The organism is Aminobacterium mobile DSM 12262, assembly GCF_000526395.1.
Lineage (GTDB): Bacteria > Synergistota > Synergistia > Synergistales > Aminobacteriaceae > Aminobacterium > Aminobacterium mobile.
Genome location: NZ_JAFZ01000002.1, coordinates 118,040 through 142,901 on the forward strand (window position 1 = coordinate 118,040; position 24,862 = coordinate 142,901).

32 protein-coding genes are annotated in these 24,862 nt (G+C 46.7%); all 32 read right to left on the reverse strand.

Translation table 11 applies throughout. The annotated features are described in order from the left end of the window. The 32 genes from flgL to rplO all read right to left on the reverse strand — a co-directional run bounded on the left by flgL (nucleotide 1) and on the right by rplO (nucleotide 24,855). Nucleotides 1-2,694, reverse strand: coding sequence for a flagellar hook-associated protein FlgL (gene flgL, locus K360_RS0107355; RefSeq protein WP_024822521.1), 2,694 nt, complete (start codon nucleotides 2,692-2,694; stop codon nucleotides 1-3). A gap of 11 nt (nucleotides 2,695-2,705) precedes the next feature. After that, complete coding sequence (flgK, locus tag K360_RS0107360) at nucleotides 2,706-5,192, reverse strand: flagellar hook-associated protein FlgK (protein WP_024822522.1); 2,487 nt, start codon at nucleotides 5,190-5,192, stop codon at nucleotides 2,706-2,708. 12 nt (nucleotides 5,193-5,204) lie between these two features. Then, nucleotides 5,205-5,654, reverse strand: a complete 450-nt coding sequence (gene flgN, locus K360_RS0107365) for a flagellar export chaperone FlgN (protein WP_024822523.1) — start codon at nucleotides 5,652-5,654, stop codon at nucleotides 5,205-5,207. A gap of 4 nt (nucleotides 5,655-5,658) precedes the next feature. Next, nucleotides 5,659-5,943 carry a flagellar biosynthesis anti-sigma factor FlgM gene (gene flgM / locus K360_RS0107370; RefSeq protein WP_024822524.1) on the reverse strand — a complete coding sequence of 95 codons (285 nt, stop codon included), beginning with the start codon at nucleotides 5,941-5,943 and terminating at the stop codon, nucleotides 5,659-5,661. Nucleotides 5,944-6,003: 60 nt separating this feature from the next. After that, complete coding sequence (locus K360_RS0107375) at nucleotides 6,004-6,630, reverse strand: ComF family protein (protein WP_156923383.1); 627 nt, start codon at nucleotides 6,628-6,630, stop codon at nucleotides 6,004-6,006. A gap of 14 nt (nucleotides 6,631-6,644) precedes the next feature. Next, nucleotides 6,645-7,070 (reverse strand): GNAT family N-acetyltransferase, encoded by a 426-nt coding sequence (locus tag K360_RS0107380; protein ID WP_024822526.1) that lies wholly within the window; start codon nucleotides 7,068-7,070, stop codon nucleotides 6,645-6,647. After that, on the reverse strand, nucleotides 7,054-7,275 hold the full coding sequence (locus K360_RS0107385) for a hypothetical protein (protein WP_024822527.1): 222 nt from the start codon (nucleotides 7,273-7,275) through the stop codon (nucleotides 7,054-7,056). Before K360_RS0107385 ends, K360_RS0107380 begins: the two co-directional genes overlap by 17 nt. A gap of 14 nt (nucleotides 7,276-7,289) precedes the next feature. Then, on the reverse strand, nucleotides 7,290-8,456 hold the full coding sequence (locus K360_RS0107390; RefSeq protein ID WP_024822528.1) for a DUF3084 domain-containing protein: 1,167 nt from the start codon (nucleotides 8,454-8,456) through the stop codon (nucleotides 7,290-7,292). A 97-nt stretch (nucleotides 8,457-8,553) separates the two neighbouring features. After that, nucleotides 8,554-8,991: a YkgJ family cysteine cluster protein gene (locus tag K360_RS0107395; protein WP_024822529.1), complete on the reverse strand. Its 438-nt coding sequence runs from the start codon at nucleotides 8,989-8,991 to the stop codon at nucleotides 8,554-8,556. Further along, entirely contained in the window at nucleotides 8,981-9,307 is a 327-nt protein-coding gene (locus K360_RS0107400) for a hypothetical protein (protein ID WP_024822530.1), read from the reverse strand. Before K360_RS0107400 ends, K360_RS0107395 begins: the two co-directional genes overlap by 11 nt. Nucleotides 9,308-9,320: 13 nt before the next feature. Continuing rightward, complete coding sequence (locus K360_RS0107405) at nucleotides 9,321-10,439, reverse strand: flagellar basal body P-ring protein FlgI (RefSeq protein WP_024822531.1); 1,119 nt, start codon at nucleotides 10,437-10,439, stop codon at nucleotides 9,321-9,323. 14 nt (nucleotides 10,440-10,453) lie between these two features. Beyond that, a complete protein-coding gene (locus tag K360_RS0107410; protein WP_024822532.1) occupies nucleotides 10,454-11,035 on the reverse strand; it encodes a flagellar basal body L-ring protein FlgH in 582 nt (193 codons plus the stop codon). Beyond that, nucleotides 11,032-11,922, reverse strand: coding sequence for a flagellar basal body P-ring formation chaperone FlgA (gene flgA / locus K360_RS0107415; RefSeq protein ID WP_024822533.1), 891 nt, complete (start codon nucleotides 11,920-11,922; stop codon nucleotides 11,032-11,034). Before flgA ends, K360_RS0107410 begins: the two co-directional genes overlap by 4 nt. Nucleotides 11,923-11,970: 48 nt before the next feature. Next, the gene (gene flgG / locus K360_RS0107420; protein WP_024822534.1) at nucleotides 11,971-12,759 is read right to left on the reverse strand and encodes a flagellar basal-body rod protein FlgG; all 789 of its coding nucleotides are present in this window, start codon (nucleotides 12,757-12,759) and stop codon (nucleotides 11,971-11,973) included. Nucleotides 12,760-12,777: 18 nt separating this feature from the next. Then, on the reverse strand, nucleotides 12,778-13,587 hold the full coding sequence (flgF, locus tag K360_RS0107425; RefSeq protein ID WP_024822535.1) for a flagellar basal-body rod protein FlgF: 810 nt from the start codon (nucleotides 13,585-13,587) through the stop codon (nucleotides 12,778-12,780). A gap of 21 nt (nucleotides 13,588-13,608) precedes the next feature. Then, on the reverse strand, nucleotides 13,609-14,661 hold the full coding sequence (gene mreB / locus K360_RS0107430; RefSeq protein WP_024822536.1) for a rod shape-determining protein: 1,053 nt from the start codon (nucleotides 14,659-14,661) through the stop codon (nucleotides 13,609-13,611). A gap of 47 nt (nucleotides 14,662-14,708) precedes the next feature. Then, the gene (gene truA / locus K360_RS0107435) at nucleotides 14,709-15,530 is read right to left on the reverse strand and encodes a tRNA pseudouridine(38-40) synthase TruA (RefSeq protein ID WP_024822537.1); all 822 of its coding nucleotides are present in this window, start codon (nucleotides 15,528-15,530) and stop codon (nucleotides 14,709-14,711) included. After that, nucleotides 15,527-16,342, reverse strand: a complete 816-nt coding sequence (locus K360_RS0107440) for an energy-coupling factor transporter transmembrane component T family protein (protein WP_024822538.1) — start codon at nucleotides 16,340-16,342, stop codon at nucleotides 15,527-15,529. The genes truA and K360_RS0107440 overlap by 4 nt, the downstream gene beginning before the upstream one ends. Continuing rightward, nucleotides 16,339-17,190: an ATP-binding cassette domain-containing protein gene (locus tag K360_RS0107445; RefSeq protein WP_024822539.1), complete on the reverse strand. Its 852-nt coding sequence runs from the start codon at nucleotides 17,188-17,190 to the stop codon at nucleotides 16,339-16,341. Before K360_RS0107445 ends, K360_RS0107440 begins: the two co-directional genes overlap by 4 nt. Next, entirely contained in the window at nucleotides 17,178-18,008 is an 831-nt protein-coding gene (locus tag K360_RS0107450) for an energy-coupling factor transporter ATPase (RefSeq protein WP_024822540.1), read from the reverse strand. Before K360_RS0107450 ends, K360_RS0107445 begins: the two co-directional genes overlap by 13 nt. Nucleotides 18,009-18,010: 2 nt before the next feature. Further along, nucleotides 18,011-18,364, reverse strand: a complete 354-nt coding sequence (rplQ, locus tag K360_RS0107455) for a 50S ribosomal protein L17 (RefSeq protein ID WP_024822541.1) — start codon at nucleotides 18,362-18,364, stop codon at nucleotides 18,011-18,013. Nucleotides 18,365-18,368: 4 nt separating this feature from the next. After that, nucleotides 18,369-19,373, reverse strand: coding sequence for a DNA-directed RNA polymerase subunit alpha (locus K360_RS0107460; protein WP_034326947.1), 1,005 nt, complete (start codon nucleotides 19,371-19,373; stop codon nucleotides 18,369-18,371). Between the two features lie 33 nt (nucleotides 19,374-19,406). After that, on the reverse strand, nucleotides 19,407-20,036 hold the full coding sequence (gene rpsD / locus K360_RS0107465; RefSeq protein WP_024822543.1) for a 30S ribosomal protein S4: 630 nt from the start codon (nucleotides 20,034-20,036) through the stop codon (nucleotides 19,407-19,409). A gap of 31 nt (nucleotides 20,037-20,067) precedes the next feature. Then, on the reverse strand, nucleotides 20,068-20,460 hold the full coding sequence (rpsK, locus tag K360_RS0107470) for a 30S ribosomal protein S11 (protein WP_034326853.1): 393 nt from the start codon (nucleotides 20,458-20,460) through the stop codon (nucleotides 20,068-20,070). A 33-nt stretch (nucleotides 20,461-20,493) separates the two neighbouring features. After that, nucleotides 20,494-20,871, reverse strand: a complete 378-nt coding sequence (gene rpsM / locus K360_RS0107475) for a 30S ribosomal protein S13 (RefSeq protein ID WP_024822545.1) — start codon at nucleotides 20,869-20,871, stop codon at nucleotides 20,494-20,496. 7 nt (nucleotides 20,872-20,878) lie between these two features. Continuing rightward, on the reverse strand, nucleotides 20,879-21,004 hold the full coding sequence (gene rpmJ, locus K360_RS11235) for a 50S ribosomal protein L36 (RefSeq protein ID WP_084043922.1): 126 nt from the start codon (nucleotides 21,002-21,004) through the stop codon (nucleotides 20,879-20,881). Between the two features lie 121 nt (nucleotides 21,005-21,125). Next, nucleotides 21,126-21,347 carry a translation initiation factor IF-1 gene (infA, locus tag K360_RS0107480; protein WP_024822546.1) on the reverse strand — a complete coding sequence of 74 codons (222 nt, stop codon included), beginning with the start codon at nucleotides 21,345-21,347 and terminating at the stop codon, nucleotides 21,126-21,128. 4 nt (nucleotides 21,348-21,351) lie between these two features. After that, entirely contained in the window at nucleotides 21,352-21,678 is a 327-nt protein-coding gene (locus K360_RS0107485; protein ID WP_024822547.1) for a KOW domain-containing RNA-binding protein, read from the reverse strand. Next, nucleotides 21,663-22,439: a type I methionyl aminopeptidase gene (gene map, locus K360_RS0107490; protein ID WP_024822548.1), complete on the reverse strand. Its 777-nt coding sequence runs from the start codon at nucleotides 22,437-22,439 to the stop codon at nucleotides 21,663-21,665. The genes K360_RS0107485 and map overlap by 16 nt, the downstream gene beginning before the upstream one ends. After that, nucleotides 22,436-23,092, reverse strand: a complete 657-nt coding sequence (locus K360_RS0107495) for an adenylate kinase (protein ID WP_024822549.1) — start codon at nucleotides 23,090-23,092, stop codon at nucleotides 22,436-22,438. The genes map and K360_RS0107495 overlap by 4 nt, the downstream gene beginning before the upstream one ends. 17 nt (nucleotides 23,093-23,109) lie before the next feature. Further along, nucleotides 23,110-24,408, reverse strand: coding sequence for a preprotein translocase subunit SecY (secY, locus tag K360_RS0107500; protein WP_024822550.1), 1,299 nt, complete (start codon nucleotides 24,406-24,408; stop codon nucleotides 23,110-23,112). After that, nucleotides 24,409-24,855: a 50S ribosomal protein L15 gene (gene rplO, locus K360_RS0107505; protein ID WP_024822551.1), complete on the reverse strand. Its 447-nt coding sequence runs from the start codon at nucleotides 24,853-24,855 to the stop codon at nucleotides 24,409-24,411. Between the last annotated feature and the right edge of the window lie 7 nt (nucleotides 24,856-24,862).

Sequence of the window (24,862 nt, forward strand, 5' to 3'; positions counted from 1 at the left end):
CTATCGCAAAAAGTCCACAAGGGTGGGCTGCACTATGCGAGCGATAATCGCCAAACTCGCCTGATATACGGCTTCGTTCATCTTATATTGGGTATAAGCTTCAGCCAGATCAACATCAGACACTTTGCTATAAAGATCTGTCAAGTTCAGGTTATTCTGCTTCAAACGAGCATTATTGGATGTATATCGTTTTTGAACGGCTCCTTCTCGCGTCCGAATACGAAGCAGGTTATCTTGAAAACTATCTATCTTTCCCATCAACGCACTACTAATGCCCTCTTGATCCCCTTGGCGGACAGCCCTGGCTAAATTATCTAAAACCCCAAAAAAATCACTGGCCTCTCGATCAGCTCCTGTTCGCACAGCTACCCTTTGAGAATAGGGGCCAGATCCGCCTCTGCTTGACGTTTCCATGGCCGGAGTTCCTAATAGGGCGCTAGAATCGTCTCCATTCTGCTCTACCTTAAAGGAATATCCTTTTGGAGACCAGAAAACAAGCCGTTCCTCTCCGCCATCTTTAACAATTCCCGCCCGTATATCTTGCCCCTGAAAACGGCTGTTGATTGTATTGACGAGGTCTTGTATTCCTACAGGGTGACCTGCCTCTGCTGGAGCAAGAGTAGAGAGATCAATAGAGTGTTTCATTCCCTTTATCGATACCGTGAGGGTTCCGTTCGCAGGAGGAGTCCATCCCGATATGTCAACTGTTCCCTTTACCGCATTGTCGATGTTCATCATATCACTGGCAACAGATCCCTTTACGTCATATACAGTTAACCGCGAGCCGTCTTTAGCCACAAGACCGAACTGTATTTGGGAACCATTTACGCCAGGCTGAGGGTCAAAATAGGAAACATCTATCCAATCCCCTGCTGCTTCCCGAATTCGCCGAGTTACGTCCTCTGGAGAACTGCCCGGATCAATGGTAATATCCACACTTTTGCCGAGAGTAGCAATACGAAGGGTTCCACCACTTGTCGTCGCTGTGTCAGAAGTACCGGTTCCGCCTACAAGGCCAGTCTGAAGCCCCATCTGAAGGGCCAGTCCGCCCGAGTACTGGGCAAAGGAAGGATCAGAGAAATTCATATCTCTGATGACTACCGGCTCACCTGTTTTTGCATAAAGAGCCGCATACCCCGAATCTTTATCTAAAACATCCAGGCCCAGGATATCCTCACCAACCTGAGCCACTATCTGCTCCATTACTTTAACAGAATCTACGTTGTTCCCGCCTGTACTGCTCCGTACATCATCGAGATAGATTTTTACTATATGATCCTCTCCGCCTACCGACACCTTCATGAGGGCAGGAAGGCTTGGGTCGAGGCCATCGGCATTCGGGAAGGTTACAGAAACACCTGAAGCGGTTTCCTGAGCCGTAGAGAGGCCCCATTGTGCAGCGTAATGGGCACTTGGCACTGTAGAACGATCATATACTGTAAGGGGGGCATTCTCCTTAGGCCGCAAGAGGAGTTTTTTCGTAGCTCCCTCAAGATTCCCATCTTGTACCTCCTCGTTATCAGACTGAACAACAACTTCTAACCAATCTCCTGCCACTTGACGAATCCGCTCTGCCAACTCTTCCACAGTTAACGAAGCGTTGGCGTCAATTTGTAAATCAGCTTTATGGTCACCACTTTGGAGCCGCCAATGAAGCCCCCCCCCATCAAGAGAAAGAGCATCTGAAGAAAATTCTATGCTCTGAAGAGTGGTCTCCATGCCCAGCAGATCTATAAGGCCTATATGGCTGTGATCGACCTGGTCTTTATCGGTCTCAGGCCAGCTGGTCACCTGAATAGGTTCCCCTGTATGCCCCACAAATTCGAGATATTGAACTTGCTTTTGAGGGTCTGTCATCACTCGTACTGTTGCAAGTTTGCTGACGCTTCCCATTTCCGTACTGTTGTTAATAATATCTGCTATTTGTGAGAGGGTATACCCCTTCATCTCTCCCTGATCTCGGAATCCGTTTTCATCTGAAGGTTGGTCGATACCGGGAAGCTGATCATCGCTCCACTGCTCTGGAATGCGCACTTTTGCGACTCTATCTCCTACTTTAAACTGGAGGATCTCAGAGCGGCCTTCCCACCTAAAATTCATGGGGAGAGCCCGACTCCGAATAGCATAATTTGTCTCATTCTGGGGGAAAAGTTCCCGGCCATGAAAAGACACCTGGCCAACTACGCCCTGTTCCACCTCAAAATTTACATGCTCTCTATTTCCTGTGTACAGGACCCGACCAGATACATCTCGCTGAAAAGGAGGAACAGACGTATTGAGACCGGCAAGAAGGAACCTTCCTTCTACAGAATAATTAGCAATATTAACAAGTTCTTCCTGAAGCTGAAGAATTTCCTCGGCAATAGCGTTCAGCTCTGTCTCGCCTAAACCTCCGTCACCTGCATAAACAGACAACTCTTGAATACGTTGAACCACATCTGTAATCTGGTTCATGGCTGTATCTGTATTAGAAAGCCACGTTACAGCATCATCAAGGTTTCTCTGATACTGAGAGTTTTCAAAAATAGAAGTATGAAGCCCTAACTCTCGAGTCACATCGATGGGATTATCCGATGGACGCGCGTGCTTTTTTCCCGTATTCAGCTGACGCTGCTCTTCAAGCAAACGAGCTAAGTTTTTATGCATATCTGAAAGCATGGTTCTCTGAAGCATAGGGTTCGTCACTCGAAGCATGAGGATCCCTCCTATCGTCCAACAATGCCCATACCATTAATAAGCCGGTCGAGCATTTCGTCTATAGTCGTAATATATCGGGCCATGGCGTTAAATGCCTGCTGAAACTTAATAATATCCAACATCTCTTCGTCCATATTCACTCCCATAGTAGACTGGCGCTGGGCGTCAATCTGCAACGTCAAATGCCGTTGGTTCGTAGCCATGGTTTTCGACTGCAACCCTCGAGAGCCAAGCTCTGCCAGAAAAGAAAGATAGTACTCATTGAAGCTTGCGCTGCGGTTTTGGATAACCTTTCCCTGCTTAAGCTGTGCCAGAGCCAGAGCGTTGCTTCCATCGCCAGATCCCTTTGAATGCCCCGTTCCGTCTCCTCTCGCTGCAGCTATAAGGCTTGAGTCTTTATCAATAGCACTATTGAAAGCAAAACGTCTGGAGGCTCCGTATCTCGCCCCCACTTGCTCAAAAAAGGCAACACCTGTGGTCATTGCCGAATCCCCTGTTCCATGACCTGCATAGTGCCTTGCGTTTATTTCCGTAACCAGACCGTAGGTTATTTCATCAAACTGGTCTATAAAGCCAAGGATCATGTCATCTCGGGCTTCCATAAGACCTCTCATAGCGCCACCCTTTACGTGATGTTTTATTGTTACACCCGCTTGCCCCACGCCTCGAAGTTCAAAACGCAAGCCTGGGGAAACCTCTTCAAGCACCGACGCAGAATAATCAGATTGACGCGGAACCCGCCGGGCCTCTTTTAGGGCATTGCTGCTGGAGAGGTAGGTTTTGCCGTCCACAGAAAAAACTGCATCTTGTGAAGCTTTTATACAGCTCGTGGCATCCTGATCTCCCAAAAGGCCGAGGCGACGAGCAATGTTGAGGGAACCATTTTCATCCCCCATCACATTAATTCGCGTTCCTTCACCTACAACATTACTTTCAAGGGTCAAGAAGTAGGTTCCTGTAGCTTCATCTTTTTCTATTGCGGCATGGAGCCACTCTTCAGGCCTATTAGGTCCTCCTTCTTCCCCATAAGCCGCATTAATTTTATTCCGAATTGTCTCTAAGGAATCCTCCTCAGTAACATCAATAGAGACCTTCTTTCCCGACATGTTCAACCCTAAATCCGACATCAAATGTCCCTTCATGTCAGTAATGGAAAGAAGATGGTTGTTTCCCGAACGAAGGGTCAGCTGATTCCCATCAAGGGAAGCTGTGATCTGAGCTGAAGCAAGGCTCGTGTTGAGAAACCCGTTCAGGTCAGTTAAAGACAGAGTCCCATCTGCTGATTGAGAGGTATTTGTGCCATCAGAGAGATCCCACTTTCCGTCAGCATCGTTCCAGACAATTGAAATGATCCTCTCTTCACTCCCTGCTGCCACGCGAAAAGAGTATGCATCACCATCTTTACCAGAGGCAAGAATTGTGTCTGAAGGGAGAATCTTTGAACGGGACAACACACCTTGGCTACCTACACTCAAACTAAAACTTCCACGAATATTAAGGGCTTCTGTCTCTGATTGGGGACGAAGACGAGGCGTCTGGGAAGAGCTTCCTCCGCCAATTTTCCATGCCGTTTCAGAAGCGAGTCGGTCAACGTATACAGAATGAACACCTTCAGGAGAATTTTGCCCTGGTGTAACAAAGAGGACGTCAGTATTATCCACAATGTCGAACAGGTTATCTTCTACTTGAACATCATGAAAACCTTCGTTCCCTGGCACTGAAACCGCTACTAAATGCCGAGTTTTATCTCCCTGTACCAAAAGTTTGCCATGAAGATATACTTTAAAATCTCCATCATCCATGTCAGAGGGAAGAGAAACTTCCACATCTACTAACTCGCTTAATTTCTCTACCAGCAAATCTCGTCGATCGAGAAGGTCGTTAGGGTTTCCACCAACCCCCTGCACTTCCGCAATGGTACGATTTAAGGCTGCAATCTGATCTATATAGTCGTTTGCTTCCTGAACCTTTAACACAACTTCTTGATCTAGAGATTGTCTGTATTGATCGTAATTACGAACAAGCTGGTCCATAAAAACAGTCAGGTTTTGGGCACTCTGTACTACTGTTTCTCTCACCGACGGTACATCTGGCCTTTTATGGAGTTCTTCCAGACTTTTCCAATACTCGTCAAGAGCAACTTTAAATCCTTCCCCTGCAGGCTCGTTCACGTACAGTTCTATGGTGTTTAAGGATTTTTCCAAAACCTCCCAATAGCCTTGTACAGAAGTTTCTTCCCGAAATTGGAGGTCGAGGAAATCGTCTCGTAACCTTCGAATTGCGTCTATTTTGACCCCCGTTCCAATCTGCCCGGGGAGACCTGGTCGAGAAAGTCCAGGAACCGTATAAGGGTCTGTCGAGGAGGCTTCCACTCTTTGGCGCGAATATCCTTCTACGTTGGCATTCGATATGTTATGACCGGCAGTTTCTATAGCACGCCGAAAGTAATCCATGGCGCGCCGGCCCATTTCCAGGCCAAAAAAACTGTTAAACATGGATATTCCTCCTTATACAGACATATCCAGCCCCCCGCAACCGGGAGCTGCCATTCCTTCTAAACGACGCCACTCAGCAAGCAAGATGTCGCTAAGGGCCCTATTTTCGTCAACGAGACGAGATAAAATACCTATTTCAGCCTGTAGGTTCCGCACTACGGGGATAAGAGCTTCGGCGGCCTCCCGTAGCTCAACTCCTTCTTGTTCTGGTAAAAAAGAACAAAACTCCATAATTGTAGGGGCACAATGATACGCAGAAGAAAGGCGACCAGCCAAACGTCGGCGTTCCTGTTCCAATGCCTCCCCTTCAAAGGCTAGAGATTGCTGTTCTTTCATAAGTTGCTGTAATAATTCGAGGCGCCCTTCCTTGAGCGCCTCACGCTGTTTAACCACAACACTATGCATTTTCTGCAACACATCAGTCTGCTGCAGAAGGACTTCTACCAGCGATTGTCCGTCCATGGAATCATTCGTCCTTGTCAAGCAACCCTGCCCGGATCAAGCCCTCTGCTACCTTATGGAGATCCGGACGATATTGCCCGCTCTGAATCTGTTTTTTTAGTTCTTCTACCTTCTCAAAACGGACATCTGGCACTTTTTTAAGCTCTGTACGGGCTTTCGCAAGCTCTTTGGCAAAAGCACTAAATTCAACACCGTCAGTCTCCTCTGCTGAAGACTGACCTAGGTACTTTTTACCATTGACTTTGCCCACAGGGCTAGGGCCATAGATACCACGAATTTTATCGATCATTAATGATCACCCCGCTCTAACCTTTCTCATATCTATTATCGGAATACATCTTCAACAGCTTTAACGGGAAAAACGAAGAGATGTAGACCATGTTATGGCATAAGGGACTTTCACCCCTTTTCTCTTTAATGCAGATGCTCCACGACGTAATGTCGTTCCCGTAGTACATACATCATCTACGAGAATAACAGGCATTGCTTCAGGGAAAGGACACGTCACTACGAAGGCGTCAGAAGCCATAGACCGCCGAGCTTCTGATCCGCCAGACGTTTGGGCCGAAACATGTCGCCTCCATTCCAGCCCATAAAGAACCGGCACATTCCATTCTTGAGCAATGCCCCTGGCCAAAAGAGCTGCCTGATTCCATGGCCGTGTACTTTTCTTATGGAGAGGGATCGGGACAAGACAACAGGGTATTCGAGAAAAAGTTTTTCCCAAAGCTCTCCCCATGGATATTCCAAGTTGCCCCCATCCAGCGTATTTCAATTTTAGAACCATATCTCGGCAAATATCTTTATGAAGGGCACCTGAAAAAAGCTGTAAATCTTTTCCTATGGCGAGTTGAAGCGGATGACATAACAACGATTGGAGGCACGATACACACCCTACAGAGCCAATTCGGCCACACATCGGACACTCTGTCGGCCAGAAACAATGCTCTATAAACTGGGCTATTCTACGAAACATAAAAGTAAAGTAGCTCAAGAATATTCAATGGGGCAACGCAACAACATTAAAGCCCCTTCCTTCTCCTCAAAACCATATTGAGCCAGAAAAGGCCCCAACTCGCTGGTGTATGTAAGTATCATGGGAATAGAGTGTATAGCCGGGTGATTGAGGGCATAATCAATAAGAGCAGAGCCAATACCCTTCCCTTGATGGTCTGGATGAACCATAATATCCCAAAGAGTTCCCCGAAAAACAAAGTCTGTAAGGATACGACAAAAAGCAACTAACTTCATATCATGCCGGACAGAAAAACACATGGTTGTTCCGTCTAGCATGCGCTGTATATCTTCTAAAGAGCGGCTTCGCCCCCATTGGGTAAAACGGTAAAGATCGCGGAGCTCAGCAGGAGTTACCGCTTGCTTACTGTCGTAGAAAGCATACTCAAGCTTGGTTTTCATGTATTGCTGCCACCTTAGAGAAAGATAATCCATGAATGATTTTCCTTAAATCACTTTTTCTCGCGTCGGCAGAAACCTGTAATTGAAGGATCTGACCTGTACCGCAGCGGGGACAGATCCACATGGCTCGAGCGATTCCATCGCTATCGGGAGTTCCTGCCAACACTTTAGTCTCTCCGCATATTTGACATGCTACTATGAGCATTTCTATTCCTCCTACTAGGAAGAGGCCCCAAAGGGTGTAATATGAAAAACGATTTGGACGGGGCCTTCGGTATAGATATTTTCCGCAGCCAAAACCTTTACACTCATCACTTTTGTAGCCTTTTGCAGTTCCTCTACAGCATCAAAAAAAGCTGTCGCATCCATAGCTCCTACCTTGCCACTTACAGGATCTGGCATAATTCCCTCGTCCACTGCTTGATGATTAACCTCTGCCAAAAGATCATGGAGAAAGGATTCTGCATCTGCACCTTTAGGAACCCAAGATCGGGAAGCAATATTCTCCCCTTTAGAATAAACCAGCCGGCTATCATATACCTCATAACGCACTCTCACATCTTCACCTTGTAAAACGTTAGCGTTCGCTATAATGCGTATAAATTTCCTATTTTCCGAATTCGTACACTCCTGAATTTTAGCTTTTTCTTCCTCTAGGTCAACTGCCAATGTAATTTCGTCAGGAGAAACTCCCGATCGAAGCCCCACCACAAACTCGGCTCGACGGCGAAGTTCTTGAAAAAGGGCATCTACTTTACTTGGAGAACTTTTAGGTTGAATAACGTGCTGCCCAAGAAGCTCTCCTGCAAAAACAGCGATACGGCCACTGCGAACCTGAATTAACCCCTCTCGCAAACGGCTCGCTTCTTGGCGAAGACTTCCTACTTCCTCATCAAGTTTATATTTTTCTCTCTCAAGGGCATTCTTCTCATTTTTTATCTGAGACAAATCACCCCTGGCCTTTTCCAGCTCTGGACGGACAGAAGCCAGTTGGTTCTGAACTTCCTGCAACTTCTTCTCTTGGGCTTCAAGTTTACTCTGGCTCTCCACAAGGCGTATAGACATGAGCTGTACTTCATCCCGACTATCTTGAAGCTCTGCTGTGAGATTTGTAAGTTGGCTCTGTAAAAATTTCATGGAAAAAAGGGCCGTACGAACGTTCTCTGAAACTACAGACATGGTTCCAAGAATAGCGATAGATATAAGCACTCCTGTAAATGCGGTAATGATTTGGCTCGTATGGCGAGGACGTAAACCGAAAAGAGAGATTCGTTTCTTCCCTATACGCATCCCAACCCTGTCACCTAAATACGCCAGGATAGCACTGACAACAAGGAGCGTTATAATGAGTCTCCAGTTCATATCAGACCATATCTGGGCTTGCACAGCACTGCCTCCATTTCATAGAGCATATCTATCTATGTATCTCAGAATAACACGAAATGGGGGTAGCCACAAAGGACTACCCCCATTTTCAGCAAAATTACATACGATTTACTCTAGGGAACAGCATGGTCATAAACTTTATTTCCTGGGCTGGATATAGTCGTCCTTGATTCATCCCAGGGCACATTTGAGCTGTCTGTTCCCACGATTGAGGGGTACGCACTACATGAGGCCAAAAGGGGAAAAGGGAGCACTGTATCGGCCTCACAGGATAAATAGCACAACGCCCCGTTTCTAGAGTATAAAACACACATGCCCCTCCTTCTTTTTCGCGAAGGCTGGGGGCTCCCCATCTTTGAGTTTCATTTTTTATTCGGAATGTAGGAATATCTATGTTCAACCAACAGGCGATCCGTTCCTCATCTATAGGAGAGACCCAAATGGCGCCAGGTTCTCCTCTGCAACATCGTCCGCACCCTATACAGGAAAAACGCAATCCCTCTCTCCACCACGGAAGGGGCTCTTCATTCTTCATGCGGGGAAGCATCACTTTCCAAGGATGAAGCTAACTGGTTGTAGAGAACCTTCCAAAGTCCCACACCATTTTGCTTCGACAAAGCCTCGGCAGACATTTCTACAGAAAGATCTTCCATCGCTCCAAACGGCCGTTTTTCGTCACGCCCCGATATCCTTTTAGCGTCACGAAGCATATTTTTCCATATCTGAGATAACAAGACCCCTTCAAACTGACGACATGCTTCTTCCAATTGTTCCCGCTGCTTCTTGTGATCTTCCGAAACAAAATTTTTCTGCACAACATGATTTTGAGAAGCATCAACTTTATTCAACATTATTATGCCTCCACTACATAACTACAAGGTCTCCATGGAGAGCCCCAGCCTCTTTCACTGCCTGAAGGATAGAGATAATATCTCTGGGCGTTGCTCCTACAGCATTAAGAGAATCCACAAGCTGATTGACCGTCGACGAGGCTCCAAGAGAGATAAGGCTTCCGCCCTGCTCTTCCGCTTCAATTTCCGTTCTTGGCTGTACTGCCGTTCGTCCTTCTCCGAAAGGCTGAGGCTGGACGACTTCGGGTTTCTCCGTAACGCGCACCGTCAGATTTCCATGAGCGACTGCTACAGCGCTTATCTTTACATCACCACCCATAACAACCGTACCGGTTCTTTCGTTCACCACTACGCGAGCTATGGCATCTGGTTGCACGGTGAGACCTTCTATTTGGGATATAAAAGAAGAAGGCGAGGAAGTGAACTGCCCAGGAAGGGCAATGGTTACCATTCCCGCATCAACAGGTGTCGCCACTGCACCAAAACGAGAATTAATAGACTTGGCAATTCGTTCTGATGTAGTAAAATCAGGCTCCCTGAGAAGCAGGGAAACAGTTCCATCGGCAGTAAAAGTCATAGGTACGTCCCGTTCCACTATAGCTCCCCCGGGAATTCTGCCAACCGTAACTACATTTTTAGTCATAGAAGCTGCTTGTCCACCTGTTGCGAAACCTCCTACAAGTACCGGCCCTTGGGCTACCGCATAAACAAGCCCATCCGCCCCCTTTAGGGGAACTTGAAGCAACGTACCGCCTTGAAGACTCTTGGCGTCTCCCATAGTGCTTATCGTTACGTCTATTTGCTGCCCTGGGCGGGCAAAGGGAGGAAGTTCGCACGTTACTGTTACAGTAGCGACATTCTTACTTTTTATAGCTCCATCGTCAAGAGTTAGGCCAAACTGGCTCATTACGTTACGTATCATCTGAAGCGCCATCTTCGACTTATCGCCAGTACCCTGCAACCCCATAACCAGCCCCACACCAACAAGCTGATTTGATCGAACTCCTTGAATATCTACCAGATCCTTTATTCGAACTCCAGGATGAATCGCTGCCCACAAATTCGTCACCTGAGAGCTCCATAAGAAAAAGAGGGTGAGAAAGCATATGGATATTTTTGCACTTCTTTTCATGTATTACTAGCCTCCTAGAAAATCGCCTGTAAAATCTGTGTGAGCAATCCTGGACGCTGGACTTTGGAAAGTGCGCCCTTCCCCTCAATGCCAATCTCTGCGTTAGCTATTTTATCGCTGGCGATAGTATTATTACCATCTACATCCTGGGGACGAATGACCCCTCGAATGCAAAGCTGTAGTTTTTCCTCGTGAGTTTCTACATCCCTAGCGCCCTCTATAACGAGATTTCCATTAGGAAGAACCTCCGTAACAAGACAAGCTATGCGACTTTTCGCCGTGTGAGTTCTCTCTGTAGATCCATCACCTTTCACAGAACTTTTCGAGGAGAACCCTAAAGCCTTGATAAAATCGAGGACCCCCACTCCGTCACTCACTGAACTGTCATTCTTTTTGCTTACGTCAGTTTTAGCCTCATCTTTCGTAGTTGTTTTTTCCGACACTACGACTGTTACAAGATCCCCCACTTTACTAGGGCGCTGATCGGCTACCCAATTTGTATTGTCATTCCAAATAGACTGGGCAAAAGCGATAGGGCTGCTGCCTGAAAAAGTTATAACAATCGCCACCAAAAGAGCAAACATATTCTTTTTCATTGGGTATCTACCTCCACTCTACCTGGACTTGCCACTCGCCCTGTAACCACTGTTCTACTGGCTATATTGCGAACTCGTATAAAATCGCCGGGCTGGCCCTCATCAAGAGCTTCACCTGGAACTTCTATTAAAAGTGCCCCTACCTGCGCCGCAATAATAACACGATCTCCTCTTAAAATTATCGGCTTTGTCTCAAGAATGTTGAGAGAAACAATATCTCCCATCTGCCCGTCTCTTCGTAACACAAGCCCTAACACTTCCTCAATACGGCTTGGCAGTTCACCAGGCTGACTTAAACACACTCTTCGCAATACTACATCCTCTTCAGAGAGAGGTTTCCCTCTGGGAAAAGCTCGTTGAAGAACAACGGCTGGCTGATACCAATTAATGCGTACTGGGACAGATTTTTCTCCTTTAGCACTCCGGAATTTAAGGGTTGTTGATCCAACACCAGGGGTTAAAGAACCAGGTTCCAGAAATTCTTCCGTGTCTTTAGGTGCGGCTCCTGATAGAGGATTTACGTCTACCTCCCACGCCCACCCTGAAATACGGCGAACAATGTTCGGGAGTCGAGGTTCCTGAAGAACAGGAACTCGCTCTGCCATGAGAAGAGAGAGGCGTATACCACCTATTCCTCCCTCCTGCAAGGCATTAATAATATCTTCCCTCGATATATAACCAGTTTTTTTAGGGAAAGGAATCGCACGAGCCTTTTCTACCACAGGAGAAGGCCCGTTAATAATCGCCACATTTTCCAGCCGCATTCCATCTCCCCAATAAAAAATCGAGGCAGGGATATCTATGGAAAGGGGGCTTGCGGCCATAGCAGGGGTATACATGGGGGCAAAAAATCCAATCCACAAAAAAACAAAAAACAGGCGGGACACATACCTCACCCGCCTGTAAAACATGCCTTTTCTCTTCATTGCTATATTTTATCGACGAAGCCCGTTAGCAATTCTCAAGAGTTCATCGGCGGTTTGAATACTTTTAGAGTTGGCCTCATATGCTCTCTGGGCTACAATAAGGTTGACCATTTCCTCTACCACCTGAACGTTTGACATCTCAAGAATCCCCTGATGGAGATACCCCAGGCCATCCTCTCCTGGAAGGCCTGCTATCGCTTCACCGCTGGCAGGCGTTTCTTCAAAAAGATTTCTGCCTATAGCTCGAAGACCAGCTGGGTTCACAAAACGGGCGATTTCAATCTGTCCAATTTCGTCGGCTTCCTGATTCCCTACTGTTTTGACGGAAAAACGCCCCATATTATCGATAATGATTTCGGTTGCATCTTCTGGGACGGTGATAGCCGGTTCTAATAAAAAACCATCGGTTGTTACAATCTGGCCATCTCCATCTATCTTCCAAGAGCCGTCTCGCGTATAAGCAATATCCCCGTTAGGGCGCACAACTTGAAAGAAGCCATCGCCTTCGATAGTAACATCAAGAGGATTATTTGTTACCTGCAAGTTCCCCTCAGAAAACATTCGGCTGGTTCCGACTACTTTAGTGCCCAAACCTACCTGAATTCCAGTTGGGACAGTAGCTCCTGTTTCCACTGGAGCACCAGGTTCTCTATCTATTTGATAAAGAAGGTCCTGAAAGTCGGCTCGCATTTTCTTATATCCTGACGTGTTCACATTAGCTAAGTTGTTAGATGTAACGTCGAGATTTGTTTGTTGGGCCACCATTCCTGTTGCTGCAGACCATAGAGCTCGAATCATTTATCATCCCTCCAGAAGTTAGACGGCTCTGCCGAATGTGGTAATAAGCCGGCCTGTCATCTCGTCATGAGTAGATACTGCTTTCGAAGCACTTTCATAAGCTCTGTGGGCTTCAATCATCCGTACCATTTCTTCCACCACATTGACGTTAGACATTTCCAGTGCCCCTGACTGAAGCTCAAAATCCTCTACAGCATCTGGCTGGCCCGACTCTCTTGTCTCTGATAGGAGAGATCCTCCTATTTGCCTCAAATACGAGGGGCTTTGAAAAGATACGACCTGAAGAGTATCTACTACCTCATCATCTGCAATAAGGCGACCGGAGTTATCAAACTCTATTCGCGTTGCATCCCCTATTTCCAAAGGTCCTCCATTGCCTAGCACCAGCATACCGTCGTGTGTAACAATTCTTCCTTCAGAATCAAGTTGGAAATGACCAGAACGGGTATAGAAAATGTTCCCACCCAAATCCTGTACAACGAAAAAACCATCCCCTTGCAACGCCACATCCAAGTTTTTTCCTGTTATCTGAAGCATTCCTGCCTCTGTTTTCATCGCCGTTTCTGAAAGGACGTTGGCAAGAGGTATATCACCTATAGGAACTCTTCCTCTAAAAACGACACTATCTGGAGGCACTACTTCTATTTTCCCTTCTCCAGGATCAAGTTTTTCCAGGCGATCCATAAAGACGTCAGGGAAAGACTTATTAACGGCAATCCTTCCTTTAAAACCAGCGGTGTTTACGTTGGCCAGGTTGTTGGCGACTACATCGCCCATTCTCTCTTGTACTAGCATGGCTGACGCAGCAGCATAAAGCCCTCGATGCACTGGACAATCCTCCTATAGACTCTAGAGTTTTTTCTTCCGTCCTTTCTTTGATGCGCTGGTCATTAATATTCCGCTCCGCCCAGTAGCCTTCAGCTTATCGATCTCCGCAAGCGCTTTACCTGTCCCAACAGCAACACACTCCATAGGATCTTCGGCACAGAAACAATTGATGCCAGTTTGCTGTGTAATAAGCTCTGGGAGACCTCGCAGTAACGATCCACCGCCAGTAAGGACAATCCCTCTATCTATAATATCGGCCGAAAGTTCCGGAGGCGTTAGCTCTAATACATTTCTTACTCCATCATTAAGAGCCTGGATCATTTCACCAATGGCTTGGCTCACAGAAGCACTGCTAATCTCTATCTGGCGAGGGAGGCCTTGGACTAGATCTCTCCCTTTAATGGTCATCGTCATTTCTTCCTCTTCCTGGCCACAGGTTCCGATAGTAATCTTCAAATTCTCAGCTGTCTGTTCTCCTATAGCAAGGCTATAGTGTTTACGCAAATAACGCATTATTGCTTCATCAAATTTATCTCCACCAATGCGCAGCGACTTAGATACAACAATTCCCCCCAAGGAAATAACTGCAATATCGGTAGTTCCACCACCAACATCTACAATCATTTTTCCTCGAGGCTCTTCTACGCTGAGGCTGGCCCCTATTGCAGCAGCCATAGGCTCTTCAATCAGAAAAGCTTCACTGGCTCCTACTTCAACCGCGGCTTCTAAAACAGCTCTTCGTTCTACATCAGTAGCTCCTGATGGGACACAAATCATAACCCTGTTTCTAAAGAAACGACTGAACCCTTTGTTGACTCGCTTCATAAAATAACGAAGCATGGCTTCTGTCATGGTATAGTCGGCAATGACTCCATCACGTAGCGGCCGGACTGAAATTACGTTTCCCGGGGTACGCCCCACCATATTTTTTGCTTCATTGCCTACTGCAAGTATTTTCCCATTTTCTAGATCTATGGCAACCACTGAAGGTTCCCGAAGAACGATCCCCTTATTTTTTACATAAATAAGCACTGTCGCTGTTCCAAGGTCTATACCGATATCGCTTCCGAACACGAAGGTAGCCTCCTTATCTGCAAAAACATTCCCTCTCTGGGAAAGTATTATATGTGTTTCCTCCAAAAATCAGAAGGGACAAATATGCCTGCTTTTTCCTTTATTTTTGGAAGGCCGTTAAGAAATGGAGATGCATCGTACCCAACTCTCCAAAAATACAAGCCATGAGCCGGCACCGTCATTCCTGATTCCCTACGACTCCCTTTCCCATTAAGTAAGTCTCTAATCCACTCTGGACTCTGCTTGCCTTTTCCTACAAGGTCTAGACTTCCTATAAGAATGCGAACCATGTTCATAAGAAAAGCGTTACCGCGAATAGTAACAATCGATAGTTGCCCATTTTGATGCCAGCGGAAAGTGTAAATGGTACGGATAGTATTGTCTGGACACTCTTTGATTGGACAGAACGCCCTGAAATCGTGGGTCCCTTTTACGTACTCGCAAGCCTTTCCCACGGCTTCTTTATCCCATTTCCAGCGATTCCACCACGCCCGTTCTCGAAGATACGGAGGGAAAGCAGGGCCATGCCATATATAATATCGGTATTCTCTCCATAAAGCACTAAAACGAGCGTTAAAATCGTCAGAAACATGATAAATATTCATAATACGTACCGTTTCTGGCAAGTAATAATTGATAGCTAACAATAATCTGCCAGGATCCCATCCGACAGGAAGCTCAAAGGAAACAACTTGTCCTTTCCCATGAACACCGGCATCAGTTCGACCAGCAGCAAAAACAGTGGTGGGCTCACCAAATATTTTGCCTATAGCTTCTTCCAGAGATTGTTGAACGGTAGGGACTCCTGATTGTCGCTGCCAACCACAGAAAGCGGTTCCATCGTAACTTATTGTGGCAGCATAGTTCATAAAACAATCACCCTTCGATCTATATATATTAATAAACCAATGGTAAGGATGAGAACGATCAATGCTGCGCTATCACGCATCTTCCAGCAAAGAGGCTTGAACCTGGTTCGTCCATTCCCCCCCCTGTAACATCGAGCTTCCATAGCTGTAGCCAGGTCGTCTGCTCGCTGAAAAACAATGACAAAAAGAGGGACCAGCACCGGAAGCATCGCCCGCAAACGTTGCCATAGGTTCCCTTTATCGAGATTGGCCCCCCGCGCAAGCTGAGCCTTCATAATGCGGTCTGTTTCATCAAGAAGGGTAGGAATAAACCGCAAAGCAATGGTCATCATCATGGCTAACTCATGGGCAGGAAAACCTAATGGCGCCAAGGGCGAAAAAAGTTTTTCCAATCCATCTGAAAGTTCCATGGGGCTAGTTGTTAATGTGAGGAAACAAGCAAAAAGAACCAGAAAAAGAAGTCTCAAGCCCATATAAGCCCCCATACGAATGCCTTCTGCGGTAATAGAAATGATGCCCCATTGAAAAACCGGCGTCCCTTTAGTGAAGAAAAGGTGTATCAGAGCTGTAAAAACAACCAGAATCATCACAGGTTTTACAGAACGAAGAACTAAAGAAAAAGGAAGTTTGGAGAAAAAAGTCATGACAAGAAGCAATAAAGCCCACACACCAAAAGCCATGGGATGCTTTATTAAAAAAATCCCCGTTAATAGGAGCATGGTTCCTAAAATTTTACATCGAGGGTCAAGTCTATGGATTATCGAGGGAGCAGGCACAAATTGACCGAAGGTAAGATGATTAAGAAACTTCATGATTTTCTCACCCTTTTTACTATGGATTGAAAAAGTTTACGTTGATTCCAAGTCAATGGCACCTTCCAGCCTCCTTGCTCTAAAAGAACTGCTAACTCTAAGACATCAGGAAGACATAGGCCTCGCACTGGATTTTGACTCAGTGCTTGAACTATCTTTTCTGGATCACCCTGTACAACCTCTTTGCCCCCTTCGAGAACAAGAATAGAATCACTGGCAGTAAGGGCTATTTCCAAATCGTGAGTAACAAAAACAATACCTCTCCCTTTCTCTTTCTGGGACAAGAGAAGCTTTACGAGATCTTTACGACCAGTGGCGTCAAGCCCCGCCGTAGGTTCATCCAGAACGAGATAGGCGGGATTAGCTGCAAGAACAGAAGCAAGGGCTATACGTCTTTTTTCGCCCCCAGAAAGCTGAAAGGGATTCCGATCTAAAAAACTTTCAGAAAGCCCCACTTCACGAAGGGCGCCTTTCACGACTTCCTCGAGATCTTTCTCTGCTACCCCCCAGTTTCTAGGGGCAAAAGCCACCTCTTCAAAAACTGTTTCAGCAAAAAGTTGTTGTTCAGGATATTGAAAAACAAGACCTACAGTATGTCTGATACTTCTTAACTGAGAGCTACCTGGACGAGATAAATAATTTTCCACAGACACCTCTCCACGTCCAGCCTCAGGAACCAGCAACGCATTCAAATACTGGGCAAGAGTAGACTTACCGCTACCAGTATGCCCTACAATAGAAAGCCATTGCCCCTTTTCCGTACGCAAATTCACATCCTTCAAAGCCACTGTTTCCAATGGAGTGGAAGGATGATAAATATGGGTGAGGTTTTTTACTATAATAGACATAAAGCCTGTCGAACTCCATCTACTGTTGCGGGAGTATTACGAGAAATAATATTCTCCCTCACTAGCATTTGCCATAACTCGACAAACGGAGGACATTCTAACCCCCATTCTTCAAGTTTTCCTCTATGCGTAAAAAGTTCCGATATACAACCGCTCCACTCTACCCGACCTTCTTGAAGAACAAGAGCTCTATCACAAAACACTGTCTCTTCTAGACGGTGAGTAATATACACTATTGTCCGGCCCTGGCTATGGAGCGTCTTTAAAATACTAAGCAGATCTCGTCGCCCTTGAGGGTCAAGCATGGCTGTAGGCTCATCCAAAACGAGACAAGGTGGATCCAGAGCTAAAGCTCCCGCTACAGCTAAACGCTGTTTTTCCCCTCCCGAAAGAGAGTAAGTAGGATTTGTCGCCTTACCTTCAAGACCAGTTACAGATAAAGCCCAATCAACACGCTTCCTTATCTCTTCTGAAGGAAGCCCGAGATTTTCTGGTCCAAAAGCTGCATCATCTTCTACTACAGTACCAACTATCTGATTTTCGGGGTTTTGAAACACCATGGCAACATGGCTCCGAATTGTCCAAAGATTCTGCTCGTCCCGAGTATCCATGCCATAAACAAAACAAGCGCCCTGCGTTGGGAGCAGCAGGGCGTTTAAATGTTTGGCCAGCGTGGACTTTCCTGAGCCATTGCTGCCCAGTAAAGCTAGCCATTCCCCCTCCCTGACCTGGAAGGAAACACCGTCCAAGGCAGGCCTGTCCGCTTCAGGGTAGGTATACCCTACATCCTGAAGCGTACAGATGTCCTTTGGGGTCATCGTTAATCAACCAGCTCAATTATCGCCATGGGCGATCCGTCGCCGCAACGATTGCCCGTTTTTATTATTCTGGTATAGCCACCGGGACGATGTGCATACCGCTTGGCCAGATCTTCAAAAAGCTTGATCGAAGCCTCTTTATGTCCTAAACGGGCACGAATAACCCGGCGATCATTGAGAGAATCCCCTTTAGCTCTGGTGATAAGCTTTTCAGCTACTCGACGAAGTTCTTTCGCCCGGGTCACCGTTGTAGTGAGGCTCTCCTCTAAGAAAAGGCTGGCGGCCATATTAGCTAACATTGCTCTGCGATGGCTTCCATAACGACCAAGCCTTCTATGGTCCATACGGTGTCTCATGGAACTAGTCCTCCTTTACTGCTTTCTCTTCGCTCTTCTCTGTGCTGAGGTGAAGCCCCTGCTTTTCCAGTTTCTCCTCGATTTCTCTCAGAGAAATTTTCCCAAGGTTACGAATCTTCAACAGATCTTCTCTACTTCTTGTTATGAGCTCGCCGATGGTATGAATTCCACCACGAAGGAGGCAGTTCTCGCTTCGAATAGAGAGTTCAAGCTCTCGCACAGGCCTTGAAAGAAGATCATCTTCCTCTTTTGCTGCCGCTTCAGCTGCCTCAGCTGCTGCCGCTTCGGCTGCTGCCAGAGCAGCATCCTCTTCTTCAGCCCCTTCTACCGGATGAAGCTTGTCTATATCCTCAACGATAAACCCAAAATAGGTACGTATAACCCTCGCAGCTTCGCCTACCGCCACATCTGGTGCTATAACACCATTTGTTGTTACGTCAAGAACTAGCCGCTCAAAGTCTGTACGTTGGCCTACACGGGCCGCTTCCACATCGTAATGTACTTTCAAAACCGGCGAAAAAATAGCGTCGATCAAGAGGGCGTCTGCCGGAAGATACGCAGGGCGTGGTCGATCGATGGTGGCATATCCTGTCCCCTGCTCTATGTAGAGATCCATTGAAAGTTGGGCTCCCTCTTCCAACACGCAAATAGGTGCGTCAGGATTAAAAAACTCAATTTCACTATCAGGCTGAATATCTGAAGCTACAACTGCTCTAGATCCCTCTGATTCTAAATGAAGGACCTTCACATCTTTGCTATAAGAACGAACAGGAATATGCTTCAGGTTCAACATCAGTTCGATGACGTCCTCGCGAACCCCTGGGATGGTACTGAACTCATGTAGAACGCCATCGATACGGACTGAAGTAATAGCCGCCCCCTTAACGGAGGAAAGCAGTACCCGTCGCAGAGCATTGCCCAGCGTTACTCCGTATCCTCTTTCAAGGGGTTCTACAATAATTTTACCAAAGGTGGGGCTACACTCTTCAATTCGGATTTCAGGCCGCATCAGTTCCACTTTGTCCAACACCTTTCATGCCTACTATCTGGCATAGAACTCAACAACGAGCTGCTCATTGACGGGAACATCAATCTGTTCTCGCACAGGGATGGAAACAACATTAGCTTCCATGCGCTCGGTATTAACCTCCAGCCATTCCGGAACGGTTCTTGACGCTGCCACTTCAGCGTTCTCTCGAATCAACGCAATTTCCTTGCTATTTTCCGCAACAGCTACCGTAGAGCCAGCCCGAACGAGGAAACTCGGCACATCAACTTTACGGCCATCAACTACAAAATGGCCATGAAGAATAAGCTGTCTGGCCTGGCTTCGGCTAGCGGCAAATCCCATTCTGTAAACCACGTTATCAAGGCGTCGCTCAAGAAGCTGAAGGAAGTTATGTCCTGTCACTCCAGCCATTCTGTTTGCCTCAGCAAAGAATCTCCGGAACTGGCCCTCGTTCATACCATAAAAGCGGCGCAGCTTCTGCTTCTCGCGAAGTCGAATTCCATATTCACTAGCCTTCGAGCGAGGCCTGCCCCTCCTTTGTTTACTTTTAGACTCTCCCCTAGTAATAGCACACTTCTCTGTAAAGCAACGGTCTCCCTTGAGGAAAAGCTTTGCTCCTTCAGCTTTACAGAGACGGCATACTGGTCCTGTATATCTGCTCATAAGTTCTTTTTCGCCTCCTTATCGGGGTGAACTACACTCTACGACGCTTCGGCGGTCTACAGCCGTTATGAGGAATAGGCGTCGCATCTTTAATCATGTTAACCTGAAGTCCTGCAGCTTGAAGAGAACGGATTGCCGACTCTCGGCCAGGTCCTGGTCCCTTCACCACTACATCTATTTCTTTCACCCCGTGGTCCTGAGCTGTTTTAGCTGCCTGTTGAGCAGCAATCTGAGCGGCAAAAGGAGTCGATTTTCTCGTTCCCTTAAAACCCACGTTTCCACCAGAAGCCCAAGACAGGATATTCCCGCCTTTATCGCAGATGCTCACTATAGTGTTGTTAAAAGTAGAAAAAATATGAGCAACTCCATAGCTTACATTCTTTTTTTCTCTTCTTTTACCTCTACGCTGTGTACGTTTGGCCACGTGCGTCAGCCTCCTTGATATCTCTAAACTATATTATTTACCGGCCTGCTTTTTCCCAGCTACCGTACGGCGTGGCCCTTTCCGTGTACGTGCGTTAGTCTTAGTTCTCTGACCACGGACTGGAAGCCCCAGCCTATGTCGTAGTCCTCTGTAACAGCCGATATCCATCAACCGCTTGATATTCATTGTAACTTCGCGCCGCAGGTCTCCTTCTACCTTATAGTGCTCTTCTATCTCTTTACGGAGCTTCTGAGCTTCCTCTTCTGTAAGGTCTTTCACACGAGTATCCGGACTAATGCCGGTAGCCGCAAGAATTTTGTGTGAAGAGGGAAGCCCTATCCCATAAATATAAGTGAGCGCTATCTCAACCCGCTTTTCGCGAGGCAGGTCTACACCAGCTATACGGGCCATATGCTCGTTACCTCCTTGCACCCTGTCTCTGTTTGTGGCGCGGATCCTTACTGCAAATAATCCGTACCACGCCTTTGCGCCGGATAACCCGGCAAAATTCGCATATCGGTTTTACCGATGGTTTCACTTTCATTCGTTCCACGCTCCTCCGAGAAAACCTTTACCCTGCCTTGACAGACCTCTTCGGTTCTATCCCGACAATCTATTCAATGCTTTTCACCAGCCGCGGTTAAAGCATAAGGGCAGAACACAAGTTATTTATATCTATACACTATTCGTCCGCGTGTCAAGTCGTAGGGCGAAATCTCGACAAGAACCTTATCGCCTGGGAGAATACGTATAAAATGCATTCTCATCTTCCCCGACACATGGGCCAGTAATTTGTGGCCGTTCTCTAATTCTACCCGAAACATGGCATTTGGAAGTGGCTCTATTACGGTCCCTCGCACCTCTATGACTTCGTCCTTGTTGGCCATACGGTTATGTCAACCTCCCTGCATCTGACTCACTACTCACTATATTTCTCACCTGAGAAAAAAGATATTGTAATCTCCCGCTATCTATATTTTCTCCCCTGGAAATCTTCCCTGCAATCTCTTCAAGAACCCATCGAGTAGGCTGAAGATGACTCAGATTTTTAAGTTTAGGGGCAGACACTTGAAATCTCTTGCCATCTGAAAGATACGCCCTATTTTTTTCAGGTTCTACCTTCACGACAACATACCATTTCCCCGTGTCTTTTCCCTTTCTCGAAATAACGACCTGACCAACCTGAAAAGTCCCAGCCACAATCAGGCCCATTCCCAAGGAGTAAGTACCTCTGCCCCATCTTTTGTGATGAGAACGGATCTTTCAAAATGAGCAGCGTCAGAGCCATCTGCAGTGAGAACTACCCAACGGTCTGGCCCAACAACAGTATCTTCCGCTCCCGACATAACCATAGGCTCTATGGCTATAGTCATACCTGCTTTGAGAGTCACGCCTCTTCCAGGGCGTCCAAAATTCGGGACTTGAGGTGGTTCGTGTAAGTGTTTCCCCACACCATGCCCAGTGTAATCTCTCACGAGCCCAAACCCTTTAGGAACAACATAGGATTCCACCGCATATCCAATGTCTCCTATGGTATTCCCATCTTTTGCTACAGAGACTGCTCTGTTTAAACTTTCAAGGGTCACGTTAATAAGAGTTTGGCGTTCAAGACTCACCTGTCCGACAGGGAAAGTACAAGCTGCATCTCCGTAATAGCCTTTATAACAAGCCCCTACATCAATGCTTATAATGTCCCCCTCTTCCAGATATCGCTCCTGAGTAGGTATCCCGTGAACTATCTCTTCATTAATAGAAGCACACACAGCTCCCGGAAAAGCGACGGGGATACCTGGAACCCGATACCCTTTAAAGGCTGGCGTTGCACTTTCCTTTGTCATAAGCTCTTCTGCAGCTCGATCAATATCGGCTGTGGTGATGCCGGGCCGGACAATCCCTGCTATGAGATCGAGAACATCAGCAACGATCCGGCCCGCTTTCCGCATATATCGGAGATCTTCTTCCGTCTTAAGTACAATCATTCAGCTACCTTCTTAGTAAATAACGCCTCAATTGCAGTCATTACGAGAGAACTTGACGTCCCAGCATCGACCCGTCGCAATAAATTTCTCTCCTCGTAATAAGCAATGAGTGGTGCTGTCTGTTCATGGTATACCTTGAGACGACTTCGAATCACCGATTCTTTATCATCGTCGCGCTGATATAGTTCTCCACCGCATTTGGCGCAATGGGCACCTTTGAGGGAGGGTTTAAACGTCACATGATAAATCTCCCCACACTGGCGGCACATACGACGACCACACAATCTTTCTACCACTAAATCATCATCCACATCAAGCAATATAACAGCATCAAGAGCAAGATGCATTGCTTGCAAAAGTTCATTTAACGCTTCAGCTTGCGGAACCGTGCGAGGGAATCCGTCTAACAAAAACCCCTTCTCACAGTCCTTCTCTTTCAACCGCTCGCCCATCATACGAACAATAATATCGTCAGGAACAAGCTTTCCGCCATTCATATACTCTTGTGCTTGACGACCTAAGGACGTCTGATCCTTTACGTTTTGTCGGAGAATATCCCCCGTAGAGATATGGGCTACATCATACTTCTTTTTTATTTCTGCCGCCTGGGTTCCTTTGCCTGCGCCAGGCGGTCCTAGCAGAACGACTCGCATAGCTTCTTCTATCCCCCTTAGAATCTGAGGAAGCTTCCGCTCTTAGAATCACGGCGCTTCAATATACCTTCATAATGCCGCATGAGAAGCTGTCCTTCGATCTGGTGAACAGTGTCAAGAGCTACTCCTACTACAATCAAGACCGCAGTTCCACCAAAGTAAAAACTCGTAATCCCCATAATATTCGTCATTAATGTGGGGACGAGGGCAATAATCGCGAGAAAAATCGCTCCACCGAGAGTAATTCTGGTCATAACCTTTTCTATAAACTCCGACGTAGGGCGACCTGGGCGAATCCCTAATATAAACCCGCCATACTTCTTCATGTTATTGGCAATGTCCGCTGGGTTGAAGACCACCGCTGTATAAAAGTAAGAGAAGAAGATAATAAGAGCAATATAAAGTACCATATAAACAGTACTGCCAGGCTCAAACATCTTCTGAACAGCTAAAGCAATGTTCCCAGAGAAGAATCGGGCAATAGAATAAGGGAACAATAGAATTGATGATGCGAAGATTATAGGCATAACGCCAGACTGGTTAACCTTTAATGGTATAAAGGTACTTTGTCCGCCATATACCTTGTTCCCAACCACCCTTTTCGCATATTGCACTGGAAGACGTCGCTGTCCTTCTTGCAGAAGAATACACCCTGCAATTACAGCAAACATAAGAAGAAGAGCTAAGATCAAAACAAATATGCTCATTTCTCCTAACCGCAACATTCTCCAGCTACGAATAATAGCTTCTGGGAGCCGAGCAACGATACCAGCAAAAATAAGCAAAGAAATGCCATTACCAATTCCATGATCTGTAATTTCCTCGCCAAGCCACATCACTGCTAATGCTCCAGCAGTTACCGTCACAACTACGATAACCCCAGCAAAAAAGCCTCCATGGAATATTCCCACTCGGCCAAGCCAGAACGTCATGCCTATCGCTTGTATGCCAGCAAAAAGAATCGTCCCCCAACGGGTAATACGAATAATCTTTTTCCTTCCTTCCTCGCCTTCTTTCTGCATTTTTTCCAAGGCAGGAAAGACAATAACGAGGAGCTGCATAACAATGCTCGAGTTAATATAGGGTGTAACGCCGAGAGCGAAAATACTGAATCGCCTCAGCGCACCACCCGCAAAAATATCAAGGAACCCGAGCACACCAGCACCCTGTTCAAAAAGTTGGGCCATAGCAGACGCATCAATGCCAGGCGTTGGAATATGGGCGCCAAGACGGAAAATAAACAAAACTCCAAGTGTAAATAGTATCCGTCTCTTTAGATCTGGTAGCTTAAAGGCATCCCTGAAGGAATCTATCACTTAGATCACCTCAGCCTTCCCACCTGCAGCCGCTATTTTTTCAGCTGCCTGGGCACTGAAGGCGTGGACCCTAAGTGTAAGTCCCTGGGAAATTTCTCCTCTCGCGAGAATTTTTACCGGCTTTGTCAAATCTCTAACAAGACCTGCTCGATAGAGATCCTCTACCCCAACCACAGACCCAGCCTCAAAACGATCTGCGAGCTGTTCGAGATTAATAATCTGATAGCTCTTCGCAAAACGGGCATTGTTGAATCCGCGTTTGGGAACTCTTCGTGTAATGGGCATCTGCCCGCCTTCAAAACCAGGACGAACTCCTCCGCCAGCTCTTGATTTATGGCCTTTTGTTCCCTTCCCAGCTGTTTTGCCATTCCCACTACCAATTCCCTGTCCAAGACGTTTAGCTTTCTGGCGGGAACCAGGAGCAGGTCGAAGATCATGCAAATTCATGGTGCGT